The organism is Streptomyces sp. Wb2n-11 (assembly GCF_001049855.1).
Taxonomy (GTDB): Bacteria; Actinomycetota; Actinomycetes; order Streptomycetales; family Streptomycetaceae; genus Streptomyces; species Streptomyces altiplanensis.
Genome location: NZ_CVPB01000001.1, coordinates 115,458 through 136,818, shown reverse-complemented (window position 1 = coordinate 136,818; position 21,361 = coordinate 115,458). Strand labels below are relative to the sequence as shown.

Sequence of the window (21,361 nt, the reverse complement as noted above, 5' to 3'; positions counted from 1 at the left end):
CGGTGACGGTGCACCCGTTCATCGAGGCGGAGAAGCGCGCAGGTCACAGCCTCAAACGAGCGTGTGAGCTGCTGAAGGTCTCCCGGACCGCCTTCTACGCCCGCCGCGCTGCCAAGCCTGGTCCCCGCGCGGTCCGTGACGCCGAGCTGGCGGAACAGATCGCCGACGTCCACACAAGATCGCGGGGAACCTACGGCGCCCCGCGCGTCCATGCCGTGCTCAAGCGAGCAGGCGCCGGATGTGGCCGCCGACGTGTCGCGCGGCTGATGCGGGCTGCCGGCCTGCAGGGCCGACACCGCAGACGACGGCACCTGACGACGATCCCCGATCCACGAGCTGCCCTGCGGCCCGATCTCGTCGTCCGGGACTTCCAGCCCGACCCCGCCGGCCTGGATGCCCGCTGGTGCGGCGACATCACCTACATCGCCACGGAGGAGGGCTGGCTCTATCTGGCCACCGTCATCGACATCGCCTCCCGTCGCGTGGTCGGCTGGGCCACCGCCGACCACCTGCGGACCGATCTGGTCGCCGATGCCCTCACCGCCGCCTGTCGGAAGCGCCGTCCCACTCGGCCGGTGATCTTTCACTCGGATCGTGGCTGTCAGTACACCAGCCAGCAATTTGCCGCACTGGCAGACCAGTTGGAGGTGCGCCTGTCGGTCGGCCGCACCGGACAGTGCTGGGACAACGCACTCGCCGAGTCGTTCTTCGCCACCATCAAGAGGGAGTTGCTCGACGCCATCTCCTGGCCCAGCCGGGCCGCCGCCCGCACCTCGATCTTCGATTTCATCGAGGGCTGGTACAACTTGCACCGTCTGCACAGCAGCCTCGGCTATCGCAGTCCCGCCGAATACGAGACCGCACTCGCAGCCTGACCACCACACCGATGGTGTCCGTCAAAGCGGAACAAGCTCACCTCGCCCGACTGGCCGGGTGGGCGATCGCCGGCCGCATGCGGACAGAACTCGTCACCGACGCCCTGGCGGCCGCCGAGCGAACCCGTAAAAACTTGGCCGGAGCGATCATGTACACCGACCACGGATCGCAATACACGAGCAGAGACTTCGCGGAAATCCGCAGGTCAGCAGAGGGCCGACAGAGCATGGGCGCGGTCGGCTCCAGCGTCGACAACGCCGCTACGGAAAGCTTCAACGCCGCCTTCAAGAGGGAGACGCTCAAAGGCCGGAAGGCCTGGTCGAGCGAGCGCGAGGCCAGACCCGACGCCTTCCGCCGGCTGACCCGATACAACACCCGCCGCCGGCACTCCCGCCTCGGCCAGCGGTCTCCGACCGCCCACGAGAACGACCTCGAACCAGCAGCAACTACCCTGACCCGAGCCGCATAGACGTGTTCAACATCCGGGACCAAGGCCCGAGTTCCCGGGAGGCTCGCCTGATGGAACAGGGCACGGAGAAGGCTCCGGAGACTGGTTGGTCATGGCCACAAGGATGTGCGGCCGGCGGATTGGGCGGACTGGGTCTGCACACCTCAAACACTGCTTGGCCGGGCTCTGGGACGAAACACCCGATGGCCCGAAGCGGCGGCAGAGCGTCAGCCGCATTCGATCTGTCCTCGCATCCGAGCCGTTGTCTCAGGAAGCCCCACTGCTCGGTCTCCAGTCGGACAACCCGGCCTTACCGGGCACAGGACCTGAGCCGGAACCCGAGTTGGGGCAGCGTTTGTTCAGCCCTTCGGACAGCGCTGTGCCTTGGTGCCGTTCGATGGGCCGCCGGTTCCTTGGAACTGCTCCTTCAGGGGCGGAAGGTGCGGCGGTAGGTGTCGGGCGGGACACCGACAGTGCGCTGGAAGTGGCGTCGCAGGGTGGTGGCGGTGCCCATTCCGGCGGCCTCGGCGACGGTGTCGACGGTGGCGTCGGTGGTCTCCAGCAACTCCTGGGCGTGGCGGATGCGTTGGGTGTGGAGCCACTGCAGGGGCGTGGTGCCGGTGAGGTGCTTGAAGTGGCGGGCCAGGTGGCGTGAGCTCAGACCGGCCCGGCGGGCGAGGTCCTCGACGGTGAGGGGCTGGTCGAGGCGTTGGAGAACCCAGGGGAAGAGCTCGCCGAGGGGGTGGTTGCCCGGCTCGGGGACGGGGGTGGTGATGAACTGGGCCTGGCCGCCGTCGCGGTGCGGGGGACGACCAGGCGGCGAGCGATTTTGTTGGCGTCGGCCGAGCCGTGGTCGAGGCGGACCAGGTGCAGGCACAGGTCCATGGCGGCGGCCTTGCCCGCCGAGGTGAGGACGTCGCCGTTGTCGACGTAGAGGACGTCCGGATCGATGGTGGCGGCCGGGTACCGCCGGGCCAGCTCCCTGGTGTGGGCCCAGTGCGTGGTGGCGCGCCTCCCGTCGAGCAGACCGGCGGCACCCAGGACGAAGGCGCCGGTGCACAGTGAGGCCACCCGGGCGCCTGCCGCGTGGGCCGCGCGCACCGCGTCGACCAGTTCCGCCGGAGGTTCGCGGTCGGTGTCGGCCCAGCCGGGCACGAGCACGGTGTCTGCCTGCGGGAGGTGGTCGAGTCCGTGGTCGGGCTCCAGGCGGAAGCGGTTGATGCGCACCGGTCCGGGTCCGCAGAGGGCGAAGTCGTACCAGGGGTCCACGACGTGGGTCAGGTCGGCTCCGAAAATCTCGAGGGCCACGGACAGTTCGTAATGGAGCATGCCGTCGGTGATGGCCAGCGCGATGCGATGCATGTCCGAAAGTGTACGTGGCATGTCGTTTCCGACGATGGTGCGAGGTTCCGCCGGAGGGACAGGATGGGGGTGTCAGGCCGCCGGTGATCGACATCGCAGCGGGCAATCGAGTACACGGGAGCAGTCTCATGGAGTCAGGCCGACTGGTGGCGGTGTTCGGCGCGTACGGTCACACCGGACAGTTCGTGGTCGCGGAGCTCGCCGCGCGCGGGTTCGTTCCGGTGCTGTCCGGACGCAACGCGCAGGCGCTGGGCGAACTGGCCGGCGAACACGGGCTGGAGGCCCGGGTGGCGTCGGTCGACGACCCGGCCTCGCTGGATCGGGCCCTGGCCGGTGCGGTGGCGGTCATCAACTGTGCCGGCCCGTTTGCTTCGACCACCGGCCCGGTGATCGAAGCCGCGCTCCGGGCCAGGATTTCGTACCTGGATGTGGCCGCCGAGATCGAGGCCAACCTCGACACCTTCGCGCACTTCCGCGAGCGGGCCCGGGACATGGGAGCGGTGATCGTCCCGGCCATGGCTTTCTTCGGCGGCCTCGGCGACCTGCTGGCCACTGCGGCCATGGGCGACTGGACCTCGGCCGACGAGGCCCACATCGCCTATGCGCTCAGCAACTGGCATCCCACCGCCGGCACCCGGCTGTCGGGCGCGGTCTCCCGCAAGCGGCGCGGCAACTTCCGCCTGCGCTACCGCGGCGGACGGTGGGAGCACCGCACCGATGCCGCGCCCACTGCCGAGTGGACCTTCCCGGAGCCGGTGGGGCGCCGGCCCGTGGTCGCGGAGTTCACCATGGCGGACGTCGTGACCGTCCCCCAGCACCTGCCCATTCCCGACGTGACCACCTACATGAACGCCGAGGCGGTCCGCGACGTCGCCGCCCCTGACACACCGGCTCCGACCGCCGCCGACGAAAGCGGACGCTCCGACCAGACCTTCCTCGTTGACGTTGTCGTCCGCTCAGGTGGCGCCGAACGCCGGGCCACAGCCGCCGGCCAGGACATCTACGCCATCACCGCGCCCCTCGTCGTCGAAGCCCTCGACCGCGTCCTCACCGGCCGCACCAAGGCTGTGGGCGTCACCTCTGCCGGCGAGATCTTCGATGCCCCTGACCTCCTGCGGGCGCTCGCCCCCCGTATCGCGTTCGACCTGCACCCCCAGAAGCAGATCGCCTGACCCGGGTCATCCGCCCAGCCGTCGGGCGCGCGCCCCTGGCGAACCGTGACGACATGCACATCGACGGCCTCGTTCGATTCTCACCGCCACGAGCGCTGTCCGAAGTGCTGGACAAGCGCTGCCGGAACCCGGACCTCTTCGGACAGGTCAGTGCCCGGAGGCCCTCGCAGAGGTGGTCGACGAGGCACTGCTGGGGCTCGGGCAGGGCGTTTGCCGGTGCAGCGCAAGCAGTACCGCGCCTACCAGCGATCCCGTTGGCCTCGACCGTCCCGGCCGGATGACCGACGACACGAGTCGATCCCTCCAGGACGTCGGGCGACGGGTTTCAGCGTTCGGTCGGTTCAGCGGCGGGCCTGGCGCGATACGGGGCAGGGAGCCTTGCGCTCATGTGGCCCGGCCTCCCCGCCGAAGTTGAGCGGGTCTTTGTCCACGGTGTTGGAGGAGGAACCGGCCAGGGGGCCGGTGACGCGCGGATGGCCGGACCAGAGGTGGACTCCGACACGGATCAAGACGTTCATCGGCCGCAGGTTCCACAAGAGCACGACCCTGTCCGGCATTTCCCAGATGCTGCGACGCGACGGCTGGAGTCATCAGGTCCCCGCTCGACGCGCTCTCGAGCGGGACGAGGCGGCCGTGGCCGACTGGGTGAAGGACGTGTGGCCCGACGTGGAACGACCGCGGCGGCGCTCGGGGCCCGGCTCTCTTCGAAGACGAAGCCGGATCCTCGATGACGCCGCCGGCCTCACGCACCTCGGCCATTGTCACTTTCTGTTTCAAGTAAATTCCTGTTCACTTGTCAGTCCTCAACAGAGGCTGCCCCGAAGCTCTCGCTGGGCTGGCACCGGGCAGTCGAGGGTCAGCTTGGCTCTCCGTCTGCCGCGCATACCGTCCGCACAGCGCCGCTTCGGCTCAGCCCGCCTGCCAGTGAGGAACGCCCTCAGCCGTTTGCCGTCGGGCCGGTGCGGACGACCGCCTGGTCGCCGTGGGGACCGAACAGGTGCAGGATTTCCACCGCTTCGGCGTCCGCGGGGCCGAACCAGTGAGGTTCACTGGTGTCGAACTCCGCCACCTGGCCCGGCCTGAGAGTGATCTCGCGTTCCCCGAGGATGAGGCGGAGCTCGCCGGCGAGTACATAAAGCCATTCGTAGCCGGAGTGGCTTACCAGTCTCGGTTCGCGGTGCGCGAGCACTTGCTTGAAGACCTGGACCCGGCCCGGGTACTGCGTCAGCGGGACGAGGACGCTTCCACGCTCCCGGCGCCGCGGCTTCAGATGAACCCGTGGATCACCAGTGGCCGGAGCCGTCACCAGTTGGTCCAGTGCGACGCGGTGGGCCCGGGCGAGCGGAATGAGAAGGTCGAGCGTCGGACGCCGTCGGCCCGACTCCAGGCGCGACAGCGTACTCACGGAGATCCCGGTGTCCTGTGCGAGGGTCTCGAGGGTGAGGCCGCGATCGCGCCGCAGAGCGCGCAGCCGTGGCCCGATGCTGTCGAGGAGTTCCGCGAGTTCGGCGTCCATGCGGCTATTTTGCAGCCTTCGCAAATTTCCTGGGCCTGGGCCCTGCCCCGACCCGAGTCTGGGCGGCAACCGATCCCGCAGAAGGGGGACTTCCCGTGCTCACGACATCCCTGGCCGCTCCACCCTCCCCGCTGAGCGCGCGCCGGCGTTGGATGGTGCTGACAGTCTGCGCGCTCAGCATGTTCCTGGTGGGGGTAGACACCACCATCGTCAATGTGGGCCTGCCCGAGGTCGGGCACGGCCTTGGCGTGGGCACTCGTAGTCTCGAGTGGGTCGTCAACGCCTACACCGTGGTCCTGGCCAGCCTCCTCATCGTCTCCGGCGCGCTCGCGGACCGCTTCGGACGCCGCCGCATCTTCCAGTGCGGACTGCTCGTCTTCGGCCTGGCCTCCCTCGCGTGCGCCCTCGCCCCGTCACTCGGCGTGCTCGTCGCCGCCCGGGCCGCCCAGGGGGCCGGAGCCTCCATGCTGAGCCCCGTGGCCCTGGCGATCGTGGTGAACGCGATGCCCGACCCACGGGAGCGGGCCCGGGCGATCGGCGTGTGGGCGTCGGTCTTCGGGCTCAGCATGGCGGCGGGCCCAGTTGCCGGAGGAGCGCTCATCGCCGTGTTCGGCTGGCGTTCGGTGTTCTGGATCAACGCGCCGGTCGTCGTTGCTGCCCTCGTCCTAGTCGCCGTGTTCGTGCCGGAGTCCCGAGCAGAACGCGCCCGGCGCCTTGACCTGCCCGGTCAGGTGCTCCTCACCGTGGCTCTCTGCCTCTTCGTCGGCGTCCTCATCGAAGGACCCCGCATCGGCTGGGCCTCGCCCACAGCCCTCGTCGGCTACGCCCTGGTCACGGCGGCGACGGCCGGGTTCGTCCTGGTCGAACTGCGCCGCAGCGAACCTCTGATGGACCTCAGCCTCTTCCGCCGACCGCCGTTCGCAACGGCGGTACTCGGCGCCATGGCCGTGTTCGTCGCACTGAACGTCAGCCTGCTGCTCAATACCTTCTACCTCCAGCACTCCCGTGGCTGGACACCGCTTGCGACCGGCGCCGCGACCCTGCCCATGGCACTCGGGGCCACCCTGTGCGCGCCATTGGCCGGCACTCTGGTGGGACGCCTCGGACCGCGGCGTCCGCTGATCCTCGCGGGTGTCTTCACCGCGGCCGGCGGTCTGTGCCTGACGAACCTGCGCCAGGACACGAGCATGCCGCTGATCCTCCTCGCCTACCTACTGATCGGAGTCGGCTTCGGCTTCGCCAACGCCCCCCTGACCAATACCGCGGTCAGCGGTCTGCCGCCGTCCCAGGCCGGCGTAGCAGGAGCGATTACCTCCACCGCGCGCCAGGCCGGTGCGGCGGTCGGTATCGCCGTCGCCGGGGGTCTGGTCGCGAGCGCCGGCCCCATCGGCCTCGCCTCCGCGTCGCGCCCGGGATGGCTGCTTGTGGCGGCCTGCGGACTATTCCTCCTCCTCGCGGCACGCGCCTCGCAGCCACGGCCGGGAGTGTTCAATGATCGGCGGATTCGATGATCAAGGAGACGCCAGATGAGCGACACCACCATCGAGCGGATAGCGGACAGCGGCCAGGTGGCGGTGGTCGTGCCGGTGAGTGACGAGCAGTTGGTCGCGATGCTGGTCGACCGGGCCCGCGAGTGAGGGTCTGCAGCTGACCGGGGAGGGCGGGCTGTTGCAGCAGCTGGCCAGGGGGTCCTGAGTCCGCCCCGGAGGGGCGAGATCACCGATCGCCTCGGATACGAGAAGTACGACGCCGAGGGCCGGGGCAGCGGCAGCTCCCGTGTCGGCGTACGCATGAACGTGGCTCTGGCAAGATTTTCGTAGCCGGAGATCATGTCGGTAACCCGGTCGGCCGGTCTGCGTATTGTCGGCGGAGGTGGGCGATCAGGACGACGCGCTGGCGGAGGAGTGGAACGCCGGCGCGGCCAGCCATGAGGCGTTTCTGCAGCTTGACATCGGTGATGCGGCCTTCGTCCACCCCGGAGTTGTAGGGGGTGGCGATGCCCTGGGCGACGGCATGCCGGTCTTCGCGCAGGGCTCCGGCGAGGCCGGCGAGAGGGGCCAGTCCGCTCTTCGCGAGGTCGTCGAGCCAGCCGGGGAGGAGTGTGGCGTCGCGGTTTTCGAGCATGCCGGCGAACCGGCGGACCAAGTCGTGGGCGGTTTTGAGCCAGGGCAATGATCGAGGAGCCGGGGCGGGCGGTCGTTGATGTGCAGGCTGCGGCGGGCCGGATGGGTGGTGATCCAGCGGGCGGTTTCACGCGGGGACGGCGGCCGCTCGCGAGGCGCGTCCACGGGCAGGCCCCGTCGTAGGGGTGCGACGGCCATTTTCACCCGTTGGTAGTGGCCGAGGTAGCCCTTGGCCTGGAGCTCCTCGTGCAGGATCTTCGCGCTGTGCTGTCCCTCGTCCCAGCGTTGCTGCAAGTAGTCGAGGTAGGGGTCCAGGCTGGAGGGCTTGCGGGGCGGGCGACGCATCACTTCCTGCCAGGTGCGGGCCCGCGCGTACTTGCGCACGGTGCGGCGGTCCGGGCCGAGCTCCCGGGCCACGGAACTGTGGCTGCGGCCGGTGTGCGTCAGAGCGTGCACGGCCTCGAACAACCTGCGGGCATGGCGCCCGGCCCGGGTGTCCGCCGCGGCGTCCTCGGCAGCCTCCTCGATCGGGGCTGAATCGATCTCGCTGACAGCGGGAAGTGCTGCGGGCAGGCAGCCGCGGTGCGTGGAGGCGATGTCCTGGACCCGGCGGGAGAGGCCCTGCCAGAGATGGAAACGGTCGCTGACCTGCACTGCGTCAGGGGCACCAGTGGTGATGCCCTGCCGGTAGGCGAGCGAGCCGTCGCGGCAAGCCACCTCGACACCAGGATGATCGCGGAGCCAGCGGCCGAGCCGTTCAGCGTCGCGTCCCTCCCAGAGCGTGAGCGGGAGCCGGGTGGTGGCGTCGACCAGGAGGGTGCCGTAGGTGTCGCGGTAGAGCGCGAAGTCGTCCACCCCCAGCACCCGGGGTGTCTCCAGTGGCGGAAGCGGCATCCGCATCAGCTGAGACAGAACCGTGCACCGCGAGAGCGTGACGTTCAAGATCCGCAGCATCCGGGCGCCGTCCCGGCCGGCCAGGATCACACCGACGGCCTCCACCAGGCGCTGCAACTGCGGTGTGCGGCGCTGGTAACGCACGGTCAGCCCTGGCACCTGCCCGGCGAAGGTCACTTTCGGGCAAGTCGGGTTTTCGCAGTACAGGCGGCATACAGACAAGTCGATGCGCAGAGGCCGGCCTCCGAGAGCGATGTCGGCGAGGCGCCGTACATAGCGGCTGTGGACCCACGCGCTTGGCTCGCCGCATCCGGTACATTCCGCTGGAACACCGGATCTCGTGCGGGCGCGGACCACAACGACAGCATCGGAGACATCGACCGAGACCACCAGCACATTGGACAACTGCGGTAACAGTCTTGCCAGTTCAACAGAGCACAGGCATAGGCTGCCCGGTATTCGGACCGGCCGACCGTGTCACCGAGGTGATCTCCGGCTACGAAAATCTTGCCAGAGCCATGAACGTCCCCACCCACGTACGAATGAACGCGGCCAGTTCTTGACGCGCTGAGGACGGGTGCTCGGCACGCTGCTGCTGATCGATATGGGGCGGCAGAAGGGCGGCTGAAGATGGTCTTGGATCCGCATCGCTGGTTGGAACTGCGGCGCTTCCGTGGCCTGCTGGAGTCAGGGGCGATGATCCTGTCGGAGATCGCCAGGGAGACCGGGCTGGACCGCAAAACGGTCCGTAAGTACCTCTCCGCTGAGGGTCCGGCGGCCCCGCCGCGACGGACGTCGAACGGACAGCACCGCGGGCAGGTGGTGGACGAGTTCGCGCCGCTGATCGACTCGATGCTGCGGGCCGAAATCCTGATGAAGGCGACGGTCATTCACGAACGGCTGGTCAAGGAGTACGGCTTCACCGGCAACCATTGAACCGGAACTGATGGGTTGCCTGCTCGTTGATGAGGTGTGATCGAGGGTGGGGACATGCGGCGTCTGTCGCCTGCTGCGCAGGAGGATCTGCGGTTGCGGGTGGTGAGTGCGCTGGAGTCGGGGCGGGTTCGGACGTACAGCCAGGCGGCGGAGATGTTCGAGGTCTCCGAGCGGTCGGTAGGCACTTGGTGGCGGGCCAGTCGGACCGGCGGGAGGCAGGCACTGCTCGCGGCAGTTCGTGAATCCCGTGCGGGCAAGGGTGAGCTGGTCGATGAGTCAGCGCGTGGAGCAGTCCTGCGGGCAATGTGCGACCACACCCCGGCCGACCTGGGGCAGAGCGGGGTGATGTGGACGCGTGGCTCGGTCAGGGCGCTGATCAAGATGGTGTGCGGGGTGTCGATGACCGAACGGGGTGTGGGCAAGTGGCTGCGCCGGCACGGCTTCACCCCGCAGCGGCCCGACCGCCGTTCCTACCGGCAGCAGGACGACCAGGTCAGCAGGTGGATTCAGGAGGAGTATTCCGCGATCCGGGCCCGGGCGAGCGGGGAGAAAGCCGAGCTCGTCTGGGCCGATCAGTGCGGACTGCGCTCCGAAACGGCCCCGCCGGGACGCCCGTGGGCGCCGGCCGGGCAGGCCCCAGTGGTGCGGGTGAACGGACGTCGCTTCAAGGTCAACATCATGTCAGCGGTCGCCTCCAGGGGCGCGCTGTGGTTCACCGTCTTCCCCGGCAAGTTCACCGCGAAGGTGTTCTGCGTCTTCCTTGACCGCCTCGCCCGCCAGGCCGGGCGGAAGGTCCACGTGATCGTCGACCGGCATCCGGTCCACCGCAGCAAGGCCGCCCGTGCCTGGCTCGCTGACAACACCGAACGAGTCGAACTACACCTGATGCCCGGCTACAGCCCCGAGCTCAACCCCGACGAACTCCTGAACGCCGACCTGAAGCACCATGTCCACGCGGCCCGCGCCACTTCTTCCGCCGACGACCTCGCCCACGAGACCCGGCGCTTCCTGCGCCGACGCCAGAAGCAGCCCCGCATCATCTGCGGATACTTCGCCGCCCGGCACGTCCGCTACACGATCCAGTAGGAAACCCATTAGCCTCGCGCTTTCACGTCGCGGACTGCCCGACTGGTGATCACGTAAGCAGAAAGTGCCTCTGACCAGCAAGAATGAAGATTTTTCAGGTCCTTGTTCCTGCCACCGTCGGAGGCACTTCCCAGGTGAAGAAGCGCATCGGGTCCTATCCACGTGTCCGCGTCGAGGACGGCGTCCGGTCGGTGGTCCCCCAGGCGGGAGGCGTACTGCGTAACACGGGATGTGGATGCCATGACGGGAACAAGTGAACGACACGACGTATGGAAGCAATGGATGCGTCGCATCACGCTGTGGCTGGTCCTTCACGGCGTGGACGTGGGGCCCCGCCGGATCCACGGAATCGAGGTGGCCTGACCATGACGGAGGAAAGCGGGAGCAGCAGACTGAAGCAGGTGGAGGCGCGCACGGCGCTGGCCTCCGCGCTCCAGAAGGCGGGCGTCTTCTTCCCGCCCCTGGTCGTACGGGTCCGGGAGGAGAACGGCGAACCGGTGTACGGTCTCATCGACCTCGGGAAAATCTCACCCCCCGTCGCCCACGCCCTGGCGGACGCGATCGATCGCGGGACGCAACGATGAACGCCCCGAGACCACGCCTGCTGCCGTGGACGACCGACGACGGCCGACCGTGCTACCTCGCATTCGCCGAGGCCGGTGTCGCCCGAATCGCGGCGGTCACGGAGGCCAGTCCGTTGCGGTCGGACCGGACAGTGCTCGCTCACGCCCGGGCGATGCGTACCGAGCCGGAGCTGTCCACCGTCGAACTGCACTTTCTGGTGGCGCGACTGTACGAGGCGCTGCACGATGCACTCACGGTCGCGGAGCTACGCGGTGCTCGCCTCGACGTCTCGGGGGACGGACCGGCCGGTCCGTCCCCCGAGACTGCCCCACCGTGACGTCACCGCGCAGGCGCCCAAGTGCCGAGGCGGCGGGACCGCGGTGTCCGCGTACCGCTTGCCAAGAGCGCAAGCCGTCAGCGCGAACCCTCAGCGCGAGCCGAAAGTGCGAGCCGTCAGCGTGAGCCGTCAGTGAGGCCGGCCCCCGCACTCACGGGTTGATCCATCCCACCTGGTCGATCACCCAGCGGGACGCCGTCTCCTTGGTGTCCCGGAAGACGACCTCGGCCCCGACTGCTCCGCTCGCGTGCAGCCACTTTTGGCTCTCGTAATGCAAGATGGACTTCGGGCTGCCGGAGGTGGTCCTCCAGTCCTGATATTCGCCGCCGTTGCACAATCCCGTGTAGACGTCCGCGCCGTTTCCGTCGAGGCACTGGTCGTACTGGGGATTCCTGAAGACGCCGTCGATGACGGTCCACACCTGGCTCGCCCTGCGGTCACAGTTGCCGAGGACCACGTTTCCCTTGCCTGACGCGATGTTCGCCACCTGCAGGCAGGAGTTGCTGCTGTTTCCGTTGATCACCTGGTAGATCGGCACCGCCGCCGCCTGCGCCGAAGCCGGGGCGCCGGCCAGCAGCGTCGATCCCATGGCCAGCGCCGCCCCGGCGCCGGCGAGACGTGCGAGATTCTTCTTGTTTTCCATGTCTTATCCCCTTGAGTTCGGCGTATCGGTGGTTCTGGTCCCGGGTTGCCTCGAGACGTCCACAACCTCTCGCACGCCGTCCTCACGCCGTCCTCACGCCGTCACCAACGGCCGGTGGGTGGGCGTTGCCACGAACGCTGTGCTTTGATTTTCTTACTGGTGGCAAGGGGGGAGAGGCCGGGAGGATGGACTTTCGCATTCTCGGTGCGCTGGACGTCCGGACAGGCTGTGAGCGGGTGCCGGTGCCCGGGGCGCGTCGCCAACGGCTTCTGGCAGCCCTGCTGTTGGCGCCCAACACGGTGGTGTCGCTGTCCAAGCTCATCGAGATGACCTGGGACGACGAGCCACCCCCCACCGCCACCAAACAGCTGCGGAACTCTGTCTCGGCGCTGCGGGAATGCCTGGGCGACACCGACCGGCGGCTCATCCTCACCGAGGAGCCCGGCTACCGCATCCGCCTCGACGCCGCCCGGCTCGACTCGCTCCGCTTCGCCGCCGGAGTGGCCGAGGGCCGCAGCCACGCCGCCGAGGGGAGACTCGAGCGGGCGGTCCAGCTGATCCGGCCGGCGCTGGGCCTGTGGCGTGGGCCCGCACTCGACGGGCTGGGCACGGCGGCCTTGGCCAGATCCGCCGCGCGGCTGGACGAGCAGCGGCTCAGCGCGCTGGAGCAGTGCGCCAAGTGGCGGATAGAACTCGGCGAGCACCACGAGGTCGTGCACGATCTGGCGGATCTCGTGCACGACCATCCCCTGCACGAGGGCCTGCACGCCCAGCTGATGGCGGCGCTGGACCACTGTGGCCGACGAGCTGACGCGCTGGGTGTTTTCCACCGCCTCAGAACCCGCCTCGCCGAGGAACTGGGGGTCGGCCCCGGCCCCTGCACCCAGCGGCTGCACGAGCGGATCCTGCGCGGTGAATCCGGGGCCCGCCGGGCCGACCGGATACCGCGGGACGATCGCGCCGGGGCGGTCGGCACGCTGCCCGCCCCGAGGCCACCCCAGTCCGTCACGCCACGGGTGCCCCGTCAGCTGCCGCAGGCGATTCGCGACTTCACCGGCCGTGCCGATCACGTGGCGGCACTCGACGCGCTGTTACCGCCCGCCGGCGGTCAGGCCGTGGTGATCTCCGCCCTCGACGGATCCGGCGGAGTGGGCAAGACGACGCTCGCCGTGCACTGGGCCCACCGCGTCCAGGACCGGTTCCCGGACGGCACACTGCACACCAACTTGCACGGTTACGGGCCCGGCAGGCCCGCGACCCCGGACGAGGTCCTCGACGATTTCCTGGTCGCGCTCGGCGTACATCCGGCGGCGGTGCCGGTCGGGACCGGCGCCCGTTCGGGACTGTTTCGCACGCTGGCGACGGGGCGACGCATGCTGATCGTGCTGGACAACGCCAACAGCGCGGAGCAGGTCCGGCCGCTGCTGCCGGGAGCGCCCGGGTGCATGGTGCTGGTGACCAGCCGCGACAGCCTGACCGGGCTGGTGGTCACCGAAGCCGCGTACCGGATCACCCTCGACGTGCTGTCTCCGGACGAGGCCTCGTCCCTGGTCGTGGGCATCATCGGCCCCGCTCGCGCCCAGGCGGAGCCGGCCGCGGTGGAGAGCCTCATCCGGCTGTGTGCGCGATTGCCGCTCGCGCTGCGGATCGCCGCCGGGCGTGCCGCCGCGTACGAACATGTCGCCGTCGCCGACATCGCCGACGAGCTCGCCGACGAGGACTCCAAACTCGACGCACTGAGCTGGGGCCAGGATCCCTACGCCGCGGTCCGCAACGTACTCCAGTGGTCCTACGCACAGCTACCGGCAGCGCAGGCGAGCCTGTTCCGGCGCCTCGGCCTGCATCCCGGCCCGGACATCTCCACACCCGCCGCCGCGGCCCTCGCGTGCCTGCCCCCATACACGACACGGCGACTGCTGCGGGCGCTGGCAGACGCGCACCTCATCGAACCGGTCGCGCACGACCGATACCGCTTTCACGATCTACTGCGCGCCTACGCCGGCGAACTGGCCGGTGCGCACGACTCCGAGACCGAACGGGGACACGCTCTCGACGCGATGCTCATGTGGTACGCCCACACCGCGCACACCGCCGACCGCCTGCTCTACCCCACCTGCACCCGTGTGGTGACGAACCCCACCGAGTCAGCCCATCCACACCTCCTGGCCGGCCGTGACGACGCCTGGGCGTGGTTCACCGCGGAACGGGCCAACCTCGTCGCCGCCCTGCACCACGCTGTCGACACCGCCATGGACCGGTACGCGCTGCACCTCGTCGACGCTCTCGGCTTCCTGGTGCTCATGGGCGGCTGGCAGGAGCGCGTCGACACCGCCACCGCGGCCCTGCACGCGGCGCGGCGCTCCGGCCGGATCGATCACGAAGCCAACGTCCTGCTCGCTCGTGGGGAGGCGTTGGCACACCTCCAGCATCCGGACGCGGAGCGGGATCTCATCCGCGCCTGCGCCCTGGCCAAGGACGTCGGCAACAACCACATCCAGATCGCCGCCCGCACCGAACTCGGCCAGCTGCTGCGCCGACAGACCCGCCTCGTCGAGGCGCTGCGCCACTTCGACGAGGCGCTCGTGCTCAGCCGGGGCTTCGACACCGGGCGATGGGAAGCGGTGGCGGAAGGCAACATCGCCGTACTCCACGCTGACCTCGGCAACCCCCGCCTCACCATCGAGCACGGCATCCGAAGCGCTCGACTGCGCCGTCGGCTCGGCGACAAGGACGGTGAGGCATGCGCCCTCTCGGCCATCGCCAGGGGCATGCAGGGCATCGGCGACCATGACAGGGCTGTCGTCCTGTGCCGGCGCGCCGTCGACCTCGGTCGCAGGTCCATCGGCAGCCACGACGAGACACTGGCCTGGCCCTTGGCGGTCCTCGCCACGTCATTGGACGCCCTCGGGCGCACGGACGAGGCCCTCGCCTGTCGGCGAGAGGCCGCCGCGATCTACACCGATCGAGGCCTGGACGCCGAGGCCGACGCGATGCGGCAGCACATCCGACGCATCCGTACGGCAGATCCCGGGCCCTGCGGACCGCAACCCGTCGCCCATGCCCTGGCGGAAGCGATCGAGCGCGGGACGCGGCGATGAGCGCCCCGAGGCCACGCCTACTGCCATGGACAGCCCACGACGGCCGACCCCGCTATCTCGCATCCATCGCGGGCTCCCCCCGGAGGCACTTCCCAGGTGAAGAAGCGTATCGGGTCCTATCCACGTGTCCGCGTCGAGGGCGGCGGCCGGTTGGTGGTCTCCCAGGCGGGAGGCGTACTGCTGGTGGAGACGGCCCGCAAGACCGGGCTGGATCAGGCGCTTTCAGTGGCGTTGGCGCCGTGGCGCAAGCCGCGGGCGGTGCACGATCCGGGCAAGGTCCTGCTGGATGTGGCCTTGGCGGTGGCCCTGGGCGGGGACTGCCTGGCCGACGTCGGCATGCTGCGGGCCGAGCCGGCGGTGTTCGGCCCCGTCGCCTCGGATCCGACAGTCTCCCGCTTGCTCGATACTCTGGCGGCGGCCGGCCCGAAGGCCCTGACGGCGATCCGCACCGCCCGATCCGAAGTGCGGAACCGAGTTTGGCGCCTGGCCAAGTAGGCGGCCCTGGACGCCTCCGGGCAGGTGATCGTGGACATCGACGGGGTGCTGGTGCTGCCCCACTCCGACAAGCAGGACGCCGCCGCGACCTGGAAGAAGACCTATGGCCACCACCCGCTGATGGCGTTCGCCGACCATGGACGCCCCGGCTCCGGTGAGCCGGTCGCGGGCCTGCTGCGCCCTGGGAACGCCGGCTCCAACACCGCCGCCGACCACATCGAAGCCACTCAACTCGCGCTGGCTCAGCTGCCGAGCCGTCTGGGATGCCGACGGCGTCCGTGACGACGTGTGCGAGTACGTCGTCGAGCACCTCTATGACGATGCCGCGGTCCTGGTGGTCGACGAGACCGGCGACGTGAAGAAGGGCACCCACACGGTCGGGGTCCAGCGCCAGTACACCGGAACGGCCGGGCGGATCGAGAACTCCCAGGTCGCGGTCTACCTGGTCTACGCCGGCGAGCGCGGGCACGCGGCGGTGGACCGGGAGCTGTACATCCCGCGCTCCTGGACGTGCGACCCGGACCGCTGCCGGGCAGCCGGGCTCGGCGAGGACACCGACTTCGCGACCAAGCCGGAACTGGCCCGCACGATGATCGAACGGTTCCTGGATGCCGGACACGACGCCGGCTGGGTCACCGGGGACGAGGTCTACGGCGGCAACCCAAGACTCCGTACGGCTCTGGAGGAACGCGGCATCGGCTACGTCCTGGCGGTGGTCTGCTCGGCCGAAGTACCCACCGGAGCAGGCAAGTTCCGCGCCGATGCCCTGGTGAAGAGGGTGCCGAAGCGGGCCTGGCAGAAGCTCTCGGCCGGACGCGGCGCGAAGGGGCAGCGGTTCTACGACTGGGCCGTCATCGACCTCGCCGAGCCGGCCCCGGGCCACCACCAGCTGCTGATCCGCCGAAACCGCACCACCGGTGAACTCGCCTACTACCGCTGCCACTCCACCACGCCGACATCCCTGGCCACCCTGGTCAAGGTCGCAGGTTCCAGATGGCGGGTGGAGGAGACCTTCCAAATGGAGAAGGGACTGGCCGGGCTGGACGAGCACCAGGTCCGCCGCTACCCCTCCTGGGCCCGCTGGGTCACCCTCGCGATGCTGGCCCGCGCCTTCCTCGCCGTCGTCCGCGCCGACGAACACGCACAACGACCCACGCCGGACTACCTGATCCCGCTGTCCTGCAACGAGATCTGCCGCCTGTTCATCGCGCTCGTTGTCCGGCCCGTCCGCGACGCGACCCACCGGCTCGCCTGGTCCGACTGGCGCCGCCGTCACCAGGCACGATCACGCACGAGTCACTACCGGCGGCAAGCCGCATCCTAGACATGAAGATCACGATCTACAGCTGGAGTATTAGCGACCAGCCGATGCGCCAACCCGGCCCCCTTGCGGGACCGGTCCTTGACGTGGATGCGAGCGCGCCGACGCGTCTCATCAGGCCGTGCCATGAGTGACCGCCGCTGGCTCCGGGACCGTTACTGACTTCAGCTCGTTGGGGTGAATCGTTGTGAAGCTCCTGATGAGCGTGGGTGGGTGGTTGTATCCGTGGTGTGTGAGATATGCGGATGGGGGCGGACTGACTCCTACGGGACGTCGGCGTCGGGAGTCGGTACGGATGCAGGCGGCTGAACTGTTCGAGCAGCGGGTCAAGCCGTCGGAGGTTGCACGGCAGTTGCGGGTGAGTGTGAAGTCGGCCTACCAGTGGCACCAGTTGTGGCGGGACGGTGGCGTTCAGGCCTTGGCCTCCCGCGGTCCGAGCGGCTCACGGTGCCGCCTGTCCCCACGGTCTCTGGAGAAGCTGGCCGCATATCTGGAGCAGGGTCCGGCCGCGCACGGGTGGGTGGAGGACCAGGTGTGGACCGCATCAAGGGTGGCCACGCTGATCGGCCGGAAATTCCACATCTCCTACAGCGTCTCGGGCGCCACCCGGTTGATGCACCGGCTCGGCTTCTCCCCGCAGGTGCCCGCGCGGCGGGTCGCCGAGCGCGACGAGAGCGCCGTGAGCGTGTGGAAGGAGGTGACCTGGACGGAGGTAAAAGGACCCGGGCGGCCTGCGGGGGCTACATCTGTTTCGAGGACGAAGCCGGCTTCACCCGCAGACCGCCCCGGGGACGGACCTGGGGCCGGCGAGGACGCACCCCCCTCGTGACCGTGAGCGGACGACGTTCGGGGCGGCTGTCGGTGGCCGGCCTGATCGCGATGCGGCCGGGTTCCCGGACCCGGCTGTGCCACCGTCTGCGGAGCCATCCCGCAGGCAAAGGCAAGCGTCGCAGTATGGGCGAGCGGGACTTCATCGCGTTGATCGACGGCGTCCATCAGCTGGTCAGGGCGCCGATCGTGCTGGTCTGGGACCGGCTGAACACCCACGTCTCCCGCAAAATGCGGGACCTCGTCGCCGAGCGTGAATGGCTGACGGTGTTCCTGCTGCCCGCCTACTCACCCGACCTCAACCCGGTCGAGTGGGTGTGGGCCCACGTCAAACACAGCCTCGCCAACCTTGCCGTCATGGCCCTCGACCACCTCGAAGCCCTCGTCCGCAATCGCCTCAAACGCCTTCAGTACCGGCCCCACACCCTCGACGGATTCATAGCCGGCACCGGCCTCACCCTCAACGCCCCAACGTCACCTTGAAGCGCCGAAGTCAGTATCGCACAGGAATCGGAAAATCACTCGGGTACCCGTCAGATCGGAGGCGGACTACCGTCATGGACGGTGTTTTCCGGCCGCCTCTTCCGCGGTGAATGTCTCTGCGGAAATGTGGTCCGACGCCCGGTCAGAGGGAGGAACGTGCGAGCGAACACCGTTTGCGTGATCGGAGCCGGCCCTTCTGGTCTGGCTGCGAGCAAAGTGCTGGCATCACGAGGCATCCATTTCGACTGCTACGAGGCCGGATCGGGGATCGGCGGACTCTGGCGTTTCGGCAACGACAACGGCATGTCCGGGATCTATGAGTCCTTGCACACCAACATTTCCCGGGAGGGCATGGCCTTCGACTCCCTGCCCATGCCGGACGACTATCCAATCTTTCCACACCACCGTCAGGTGCTGGCCTATCTGGAGAGTTACGCGCGTACGTACTCCCTGTACCGGCACATGAGATTCCGTACGGAAGTGACCGCGGCGCGGCCCCGTCCCGACGGTGACTGGGAGGTCGTCCACCAGAGGCGCGGCGAACCGCAGGAGGAGACTCGCCGTCACACGGCGGTCATCGTCGCCAACGGGCACCACTGGGATCCCCGGTTCCCAGGTCCCCCCATCGCGGGCGCCGACACGTTCGAGGGGCCCATGGTGCACTCGCATGACTATCGCACCCCACGTCCGTATGCGAACAAACGGGTGCTGGTCGTCGGTATGGGGAATTCCGCGTGCGAGATCTCCGCCGAGATCTCACGTACGGCGGCGCGGACCTTCCTGTCCACCCGTAGCGGCGCTCATGTGATCCCCAGGGTGATCCTGGGTCGGCCCGCCGACCGCCTCGCCGCGAGTCCGCTGACCGGACTGCCCCTCTTCGTGAAACGCCCCGTGCTGAACCTGGCCCTCCGGCTCAGCCGCGGAAGGGTGACCGACTACGGCCTCCCGGAACCGGATCACAGGCTCCTGTCCGCGCATCCGACGTGCTCGGACGAGCTGTTCGTCCAACTGGTGCGCGGGGCGATCACGGCAAAACCGGGAGTCGCCAAGTTCTCCCGCGACCATGCGGTCTTCACCGACGGGTCGCGGGAGCAGGTGGATGCCGTCGTGTACGCGACGGGATACAAACTGTCGTTCCCCTTCCTCAGCCCTTCGGTCTTCTCCGCCGAGGACGGCCGGACGGACCTCTATCTGCGCACCGTCCCCGTCGACCGCGCCGGACTGTACTTCATGGGGTTGGCGCAACCTTCCGGAGCGGCCTTCCCCTTGCTGGAGGAGCAGGCGGAATGGATCGCCGACCTGATCGACGGCTCGGCGCTCCCGCCCCCGCCGGTGGACATGGCCCGGGCGAACCGGCGCGAACGTCGACGCCACGACAGGATCTACTCACACAGCTACCGCCACGGGATCGAGGTCGACTGCCGAACCATCCGGCGGGCCCTCGCCCGTGAACGCCGAGCGGGCAGGCGCCGACTGCGCGATGCCGCGCCCGCCGCTCCCCGCTCTCCGGGTCTTCCGGTCCCGGGCCCCCGCCCGTCCGTGGAACCGGATACGGGAGACCGGCGGGGAATGCCGCCGGGACGTCTCCGCTGAACCGGAGGCCCGCCCCCTCGGCCGGTGCCCGTGCCGCCGGCGGGCCGCACCGACCAGCAACCGTACGGCGTGTCGGTGCCGGCACGCCGTACGGCGGAGTGGTTCGTCAGGCCGTCGTCTCCGCCAGTGCGTCGCGCATGCAGGTGACCAGGGCGCCGATGTCGGTGATCCGTGCCGGATCGGTGACCACGGAGAGGTGGCAGGTTTCCCGGTAGGGGACGACAGCCGTGACCATCTCCGTGCCGAGCAGCGGAGGTATTCCGTAGACGGCGGTGACGGGCGCCCCCGCGATCGAGAAGGGACGACGGCCGGCCGGAACGTTAGTGATCATGAAGTCATGGCGTCGGCCCAAGCGGTTGAGGGAGGCCACCAGCGTCCTTCCGGGTACGAAGGGCGAGATCCTGGCAGCGAGGGCCGCCACGTCGGGAGGGTGACCGCCACCCGCTCCGGTGACCGCCGCCCGTGTCTCCCGCAGCGCGGAGTCGATGCCGTCGTGTCGGCCGGAGAGGCGGAAGCTGGCGAAGGTGAGGTCATTGCCGACGCCGGGTGCCGACAGGGGCCAGCGGCCCACCAGCGTCAAGACCGAGAGAGGCCGCGGGGATTCGCCCGCGTATCGGGCCCGGTACCGCGCCAGCCCGTGGGCGATCGCGTGCATCAGTACGTCGTTGACGCTTCCGGCAGGGGTCCGGAGGGCCGTTCTGCGTACCTGTTCCAGGGGGAAGGCGAAGGAGGCGTACTGGCGTGCCGCGCTGGCCCGGACAGCGGGGCGGTGGTCCGGGGACAGGAGCAACGCCGCCGGCCGGCGCCACCGGAGGGCCCGTCGCAGTCGGCCGTCATGCGCAAGGTGAGTGTCGTGCTTCCGGGGGGCGGGGGCGTCGATGTGGGAGGGTCGACCGCGTACCAGGTCCACCATGCGCAGGCCGTCGGTCAGGGCGTGTGCGATCTTCAGCAGGTAGGCGCTGTTCCCGTCGGGACCGTCGATGAGGTAGGCCTGCCACGGGGCCGTGTCGGGCGGGAAGGAGGTGTTGACCAGATTGTGCACCAGGTGGTCCAGGCGCGGATCGTCCGGCGGGTACGGCACGGCCACGTGGCTCACATGCCGTTCTACCCGGAAGTGGGGGTCCGGTTCCCACCGAGGCCGCCGGCCGTCGGCGACCCGGCAGGCCAGACGGGGCCACGCGGCAATCAGGCCGTGGTGCCACTCGATCAGCTCGGAGGAGCCCACGGCACCCTCCAGGTGGGCGAGGACCGCCAAGGTCGCCTGGTGGGGGGCGTGACGCTGGAGTTTCCAGAACACCTGGTCCAGCGGTGCCATCCGGTGGGACGGCCCGGCCGTGTGCGCGTCGTCCATCAAGGGCCCTTCGTCGTCGGCGGGTGGATGCCGCGCGGGGTGAACGGGACTTTCCCTTCCTCTCGGGCCCACGTGCGGCCGGGCGCGCCACGAAGGACTGGTTCCGTCCGTGTGGTGTACGGACCGCTTGCGCCCGGACGGTACGGGCAGGGGCGAAACGCGTTCGGGCCGCGGTCCGTTGGGCGCCTCATGCCCTGGCGGCCGAGTGGCTGCTCGGCCGCCAGCAATAGGAGCA

The 21,361-nt window shown here is 69.2% G+C and carries 15 protein-coding genes and 6 pseudogenes; 15 read left to right on the top strand and 6 right to left on the bottom strand.

The window, feature by feature from the left end; translation table 11 throughout:
• Positions 1-2 precede the first annotated feature (2 nt).
• Both BN1555_RS00280 and BN1555_RS00275 read left to right on the top strand, forming a co-directional pair.
• Positions 3-875: an IS3 family transposase gene (locus BN1555_RS00280; RefSeq protein ID WP_093796849.1), complete on the top strand. Its 873-nt coding sequence runs from the start codon at positions 3-5 to the stop codon at positions 873-875.
• Between the two features lie 47 nt (positions 876-922).
• A pseudogene (locus tag BN1555_RS00275) lies at positions 923-1,345 on the top strand (transposase); the annotation flags it as partial.
• Positions 1,346-1,751: 406 nt separating this feature from the next.
• Here the strand turns inward: BN1555_RS00275 and BN1555_RS00270 are convergent.
• Positions 1,752-2,686: pseudogene (locus tag BN1555_RS00270) on the bottom strand (helix-turn-helix domain-containing protein).
• A gap of 128 nt (positions 2,687-2,814) precedes the next feature.
• Here BN1555_RS00270 and BN1555_RS00265 point away from each other — a divergent pair.
• The gene (locus BN1555_RS00265) at positions 2,815-3,858 is read left to right on the top strand and encodes a saccharopine dehydrogenase family protein (protein WP_176709899.1); all 1,044 of its coding nucleotides are present in this window, start codon (positions 2,815-2,817) and stop codon (positions 3,856-3,858) included.
• Positions 3,859-4,199: 341 nt separating this feature from the next.
• On the opposite strand, the gene BN1555_RS39815 is transcribed toward BN1555_RS00265, so the two are convergent.
• A complete protein-coding gene (locus tag BN1555_RS39815) occupies positions 4,200-4,376 on the bottom strand; it encodes a hypothetical protein (RefSeq protein ID WP_255306481.1) in 177 nt (58 codons plus the stop codon).
• On the opposite strand from BN1555_RS39815, the pseudogene BN1555_RS39810 reads away from it, so the two are divergent.
• Positions 4,321-4,452, top strand: a pseudogene (locus BN1555_RS39810) (winged helix-turn-helix domain-containing protein); the annotation flags it as partial. The gene BN1555_RS39815 and the pseudogene BN1555_RS39810 sit on opposite strands and share 56 nt — an antisense overlap.
• Before the next feature lie 343 nt (positions 4,453-4,795).
• On the opposite strand, the gene BN1555_RS00255 reads toward BN1555_RS39810, so the two are convergent.
• On the bottom strand, positions 4,796-5,374 hold the full coding sequence (locus tag BN1555_RS00255) for a helix-turn-helix domain-containing protein (RefSeq protein WP_093796845.1): 579 nt from the start codon (positions 5,372-5,374) through the stop codon (positions 4,796-4,798).
• 95 nt (positions 5,375-5,469) lie between these two features.
• Here BN1555_RS00255 and BN1555_RS00250 point away from each other — a divergent pair, with 95 nt between their 5' ends.
• Positions 5,470-6,885 (top strand): MFS transporter, encoded by a 1,416-nt coding sequence (locus BN1555_RS00250; RefSeq protein ID WP_255305790.1) that lies wholly within the window; start codon positions 5,470-5,472, stop codon positions 6,883-6,885.
• A gap of 369 nt (positions 6,886-7,254) precedes the next feature.
• Here BN1555_RS00250 and BN1555_RS00240 read toward each other — a convergent pair whose 3' ends face one another.
• The gene (locus tag BN1555_RS00240) at positions 7,255-8,748 is read right to left on the bottom strand and encodes an ISL3 family transposase (RefSeq protein WP_255306337.1); all 1,494 of its coding nucleotides are present in this window, start codon (positions 8,746-8,748) and stop codon (positions 7,255-7,257) included.
• A gap of 273 nt (positions 8,749-9,021) precedes the next feature.
• On the opposite strand from BN1555_RS00240, the pseudogene BN1555_RS00235 reads away from it, so the two are divergent.
• From BN1555_RS00235 to BN1555_RS00220, 4 genes and pseudogenes are all read left to right on the top strand, one after another.
• Positions 9,022-9,324 (top strand): annotated as a pseudogene (locus BN1555_RS00235) (IS21 family transposase); the annotation flags it as partial.
• 57 nt (positions 9,325-9,381) lie between these two features.
• Positions 9,382-10,413, top strand: coding sequence for an IS630 family transposase (locus tag BN1555_RS00230; protein ID WP_093803059.1), 1,032 nt, complete (start codon positions 9,382-9,384; stop codon positions 10,411-10,413).
• Positions 10,414-10,778: 365 nt separating this feature from the next.
• Positions 10,779-10,997: a hypothetical protein gene (locus BN1555_RS00225; RefSeq protein ID WP_093796841.1), complete on the top strand. Its 219-nt coding sequence runs from the start codon at positions 10,779-10,781 to the stop codon at positions 10,995-10,997.
• Positions 10,994-11,314: a hypothetical protein gene (locus tag BN1555_RS00220; protein ID WP_093796839.1), complete on the top strand. Its 321-nt coding sequence runs from the start codon at positions 10,994-10,996 to the stop codon at positions 11,312-11,314. The genes BN1555_RS00225 and BN1555_RS00220 overlap by 4 nt, the downstream gene beginning before the upstream one ends.
• Before the next feature lie 151 nt (positions 11,315-11,465).
• Here BN1555_RS00220 and BN1555_RS00215 read toward each other — a convergent pair whose 3' ends face one another.
• On the bottom strand, positions 11,466-11,957 hold the full coding sequence (locus BN1555_RS00215; RefSeq protein ID WP_093796837.1) for an RICIN domain-containing protein: 492 nt from the start codon (positions 11,955-11,957) through the stop codon (positions 11,466-11,468).
• A gap of 185 nt (positions 11,958-12,142) precedes the next feature.
• Here BN1555_RS00215 and BN1555_RS00210 point away from each other — a divergent pair, with 185 nt between their 5' ends.
• The 6 genes and pseudogenes from BN1555_RS00210 (at position 12,143) to BN1555_RS00185 (ending at position 19,775) form a co-directional block, all read left to right on the top strand.
• Entirely contained in the window at positions 12,143-15,055 is a 2,913-nt protein-coding gene (locus BN1555_RS00210) for an AfsR/SARP family transcriptional regulator (RefSeq protein WP_093796835.1), read from the top strand.
• A 96-nt stretch (positions 15,056-15,151) separates the two neighbouring features.
• Positions 15,152-15,808: pseudogene (locus tag BN1555_RS00205) on the top strand (transposase); the annotation flags it as partial.
• Positions 15,801-16,874: pseudogene (locus BN1555_RS00200) on the top strand (IS701 family transposase); the annotation flags it as partial. The pseudogenes BN1555_RS00205 and BN1555_RS00200, both read left to right, overlap by 8 nt.
• 229 nt (positions 16,875-17,103) lie before the next feature.
• Entirely contained in the window at positions 17,104-17,700 is a 597-nt protein-coding gene (locus BN1555_RS00195; protein ID WP_107081124.1) for a helix-turn-helix domain-containing protein, read from the top strand.
• Positions 17,616-18,182, top strand: a complete 567-nt coding sequence (locus tag BN1555_RS00190) for a transposase (protein WP_093803058.1) — start codon at positions 17,616-17,618, stop codon at positions 18,180-18,182. The genes BN1555_RS00195 and BN1555_RS00190 overlap by 85 nt, the downstream gene beginning before the upstream one ends.
• A 126-nt stretch (positions 18,183-18,308) precedes the next feature.
• The gene (locus BN1555_RS00185) at positions 18,309-19,775 is read left to right on the top strand and encodes a flavin-containing monooxygenase (RefSeq protein ID WP_369688926.1); all 1,467 of its coding nucleotides are present in this window, start codon (positions 18,309-18,311) and stop codon (positions 19,773-19,775) included.
• Between the two features lie 106 nt (positions 19,776-19,881).
• Here the strand turns inward: BN1555_RS00185 and BN1555_RS38370 are convergent, their stop codons facing one another.
• Positions 19,882-21,126 carry a wax ester/triacylglycerol synthase domain-containing protein gene (locus BN1555_RS38370; protein WP_176709898.1) on the bottom strand — a complete coding sequence of 415 codons (1,245 nt, stop codon included), beginning with the start codon at positions 21,124-21,126 and terminating at the stop codon, positions 19,882-19,884.
• Between the last annotated feature and the right edge of the window lie 235 nt (positions 21,127-21,361).

Bases quoted from the DNA above. Each gene is read 5' to 3' on its own strand.
- BN1555_RS00255 (WP_093796845.1), bottom strand. From the start codon at position 5,374: ATGGACGCCGAACTCGCGGAACTCCTCGACAGCATCGGGCCACGGCTG.
- BN1555_RS00225 (WP_093796841.1), top strand. From the start codon at position 10,779: ATGACGGAGGAAAGCGGGAGCAGCAGACTGAAGCAGGTGGAGGCGCGC.
- BN1555_RS00230 (WP_093803059.1), top strand. From the start codon at position 9,382: ATGCGGCGTCTGTCGCCTGCTGCGCAGGAGGATCTGCGGTTGCGGGTG.
- BN1555_RS00265 (WP_176709899.1), top strand. From the start codon at position 2,815: ATGGAGTCAGGCCGACTGGTGGCGGTGTTCGGCGCGTACGGTCACACC.
- BN1555_RS00215 (WP_093796837.1), bottom strand. From the start codon at position 11,957: ATGGAAAACAAGAAGAATCTCGCACGTCTCGCCGGCGCCGGGGCGGCG.
- BN1555_RS00220 (WP_093796839.1), top strand. From the start codon at position 10,994: ATGAACGCCCCGAGACCACGCCTGCTGCCGTGGACGACCGACGACGGC.
- BN1555_RS38370 (WP_176709898.1), bottom strand. From the start codon at position 21,126: ATGGACGACGCGCACACGGCCGGGCCGTCCCACCGGATGGCACCGCTG.
- BN1555_RS39815 (WP_255306481.1), bottom strand. From the start codon at position 4,376: ATGAACGTCTTGATCCGTGTCGGAGTCCACCTCTGGTCCGGCCATCCG.
- BN1555_RS00210 (WP_093796835.1), top strand. From the start codon at position 12,143: ATGGACTTTCGCATTCTCGGTGCGCTGGACGTCCGGACAGGCTGTGAG.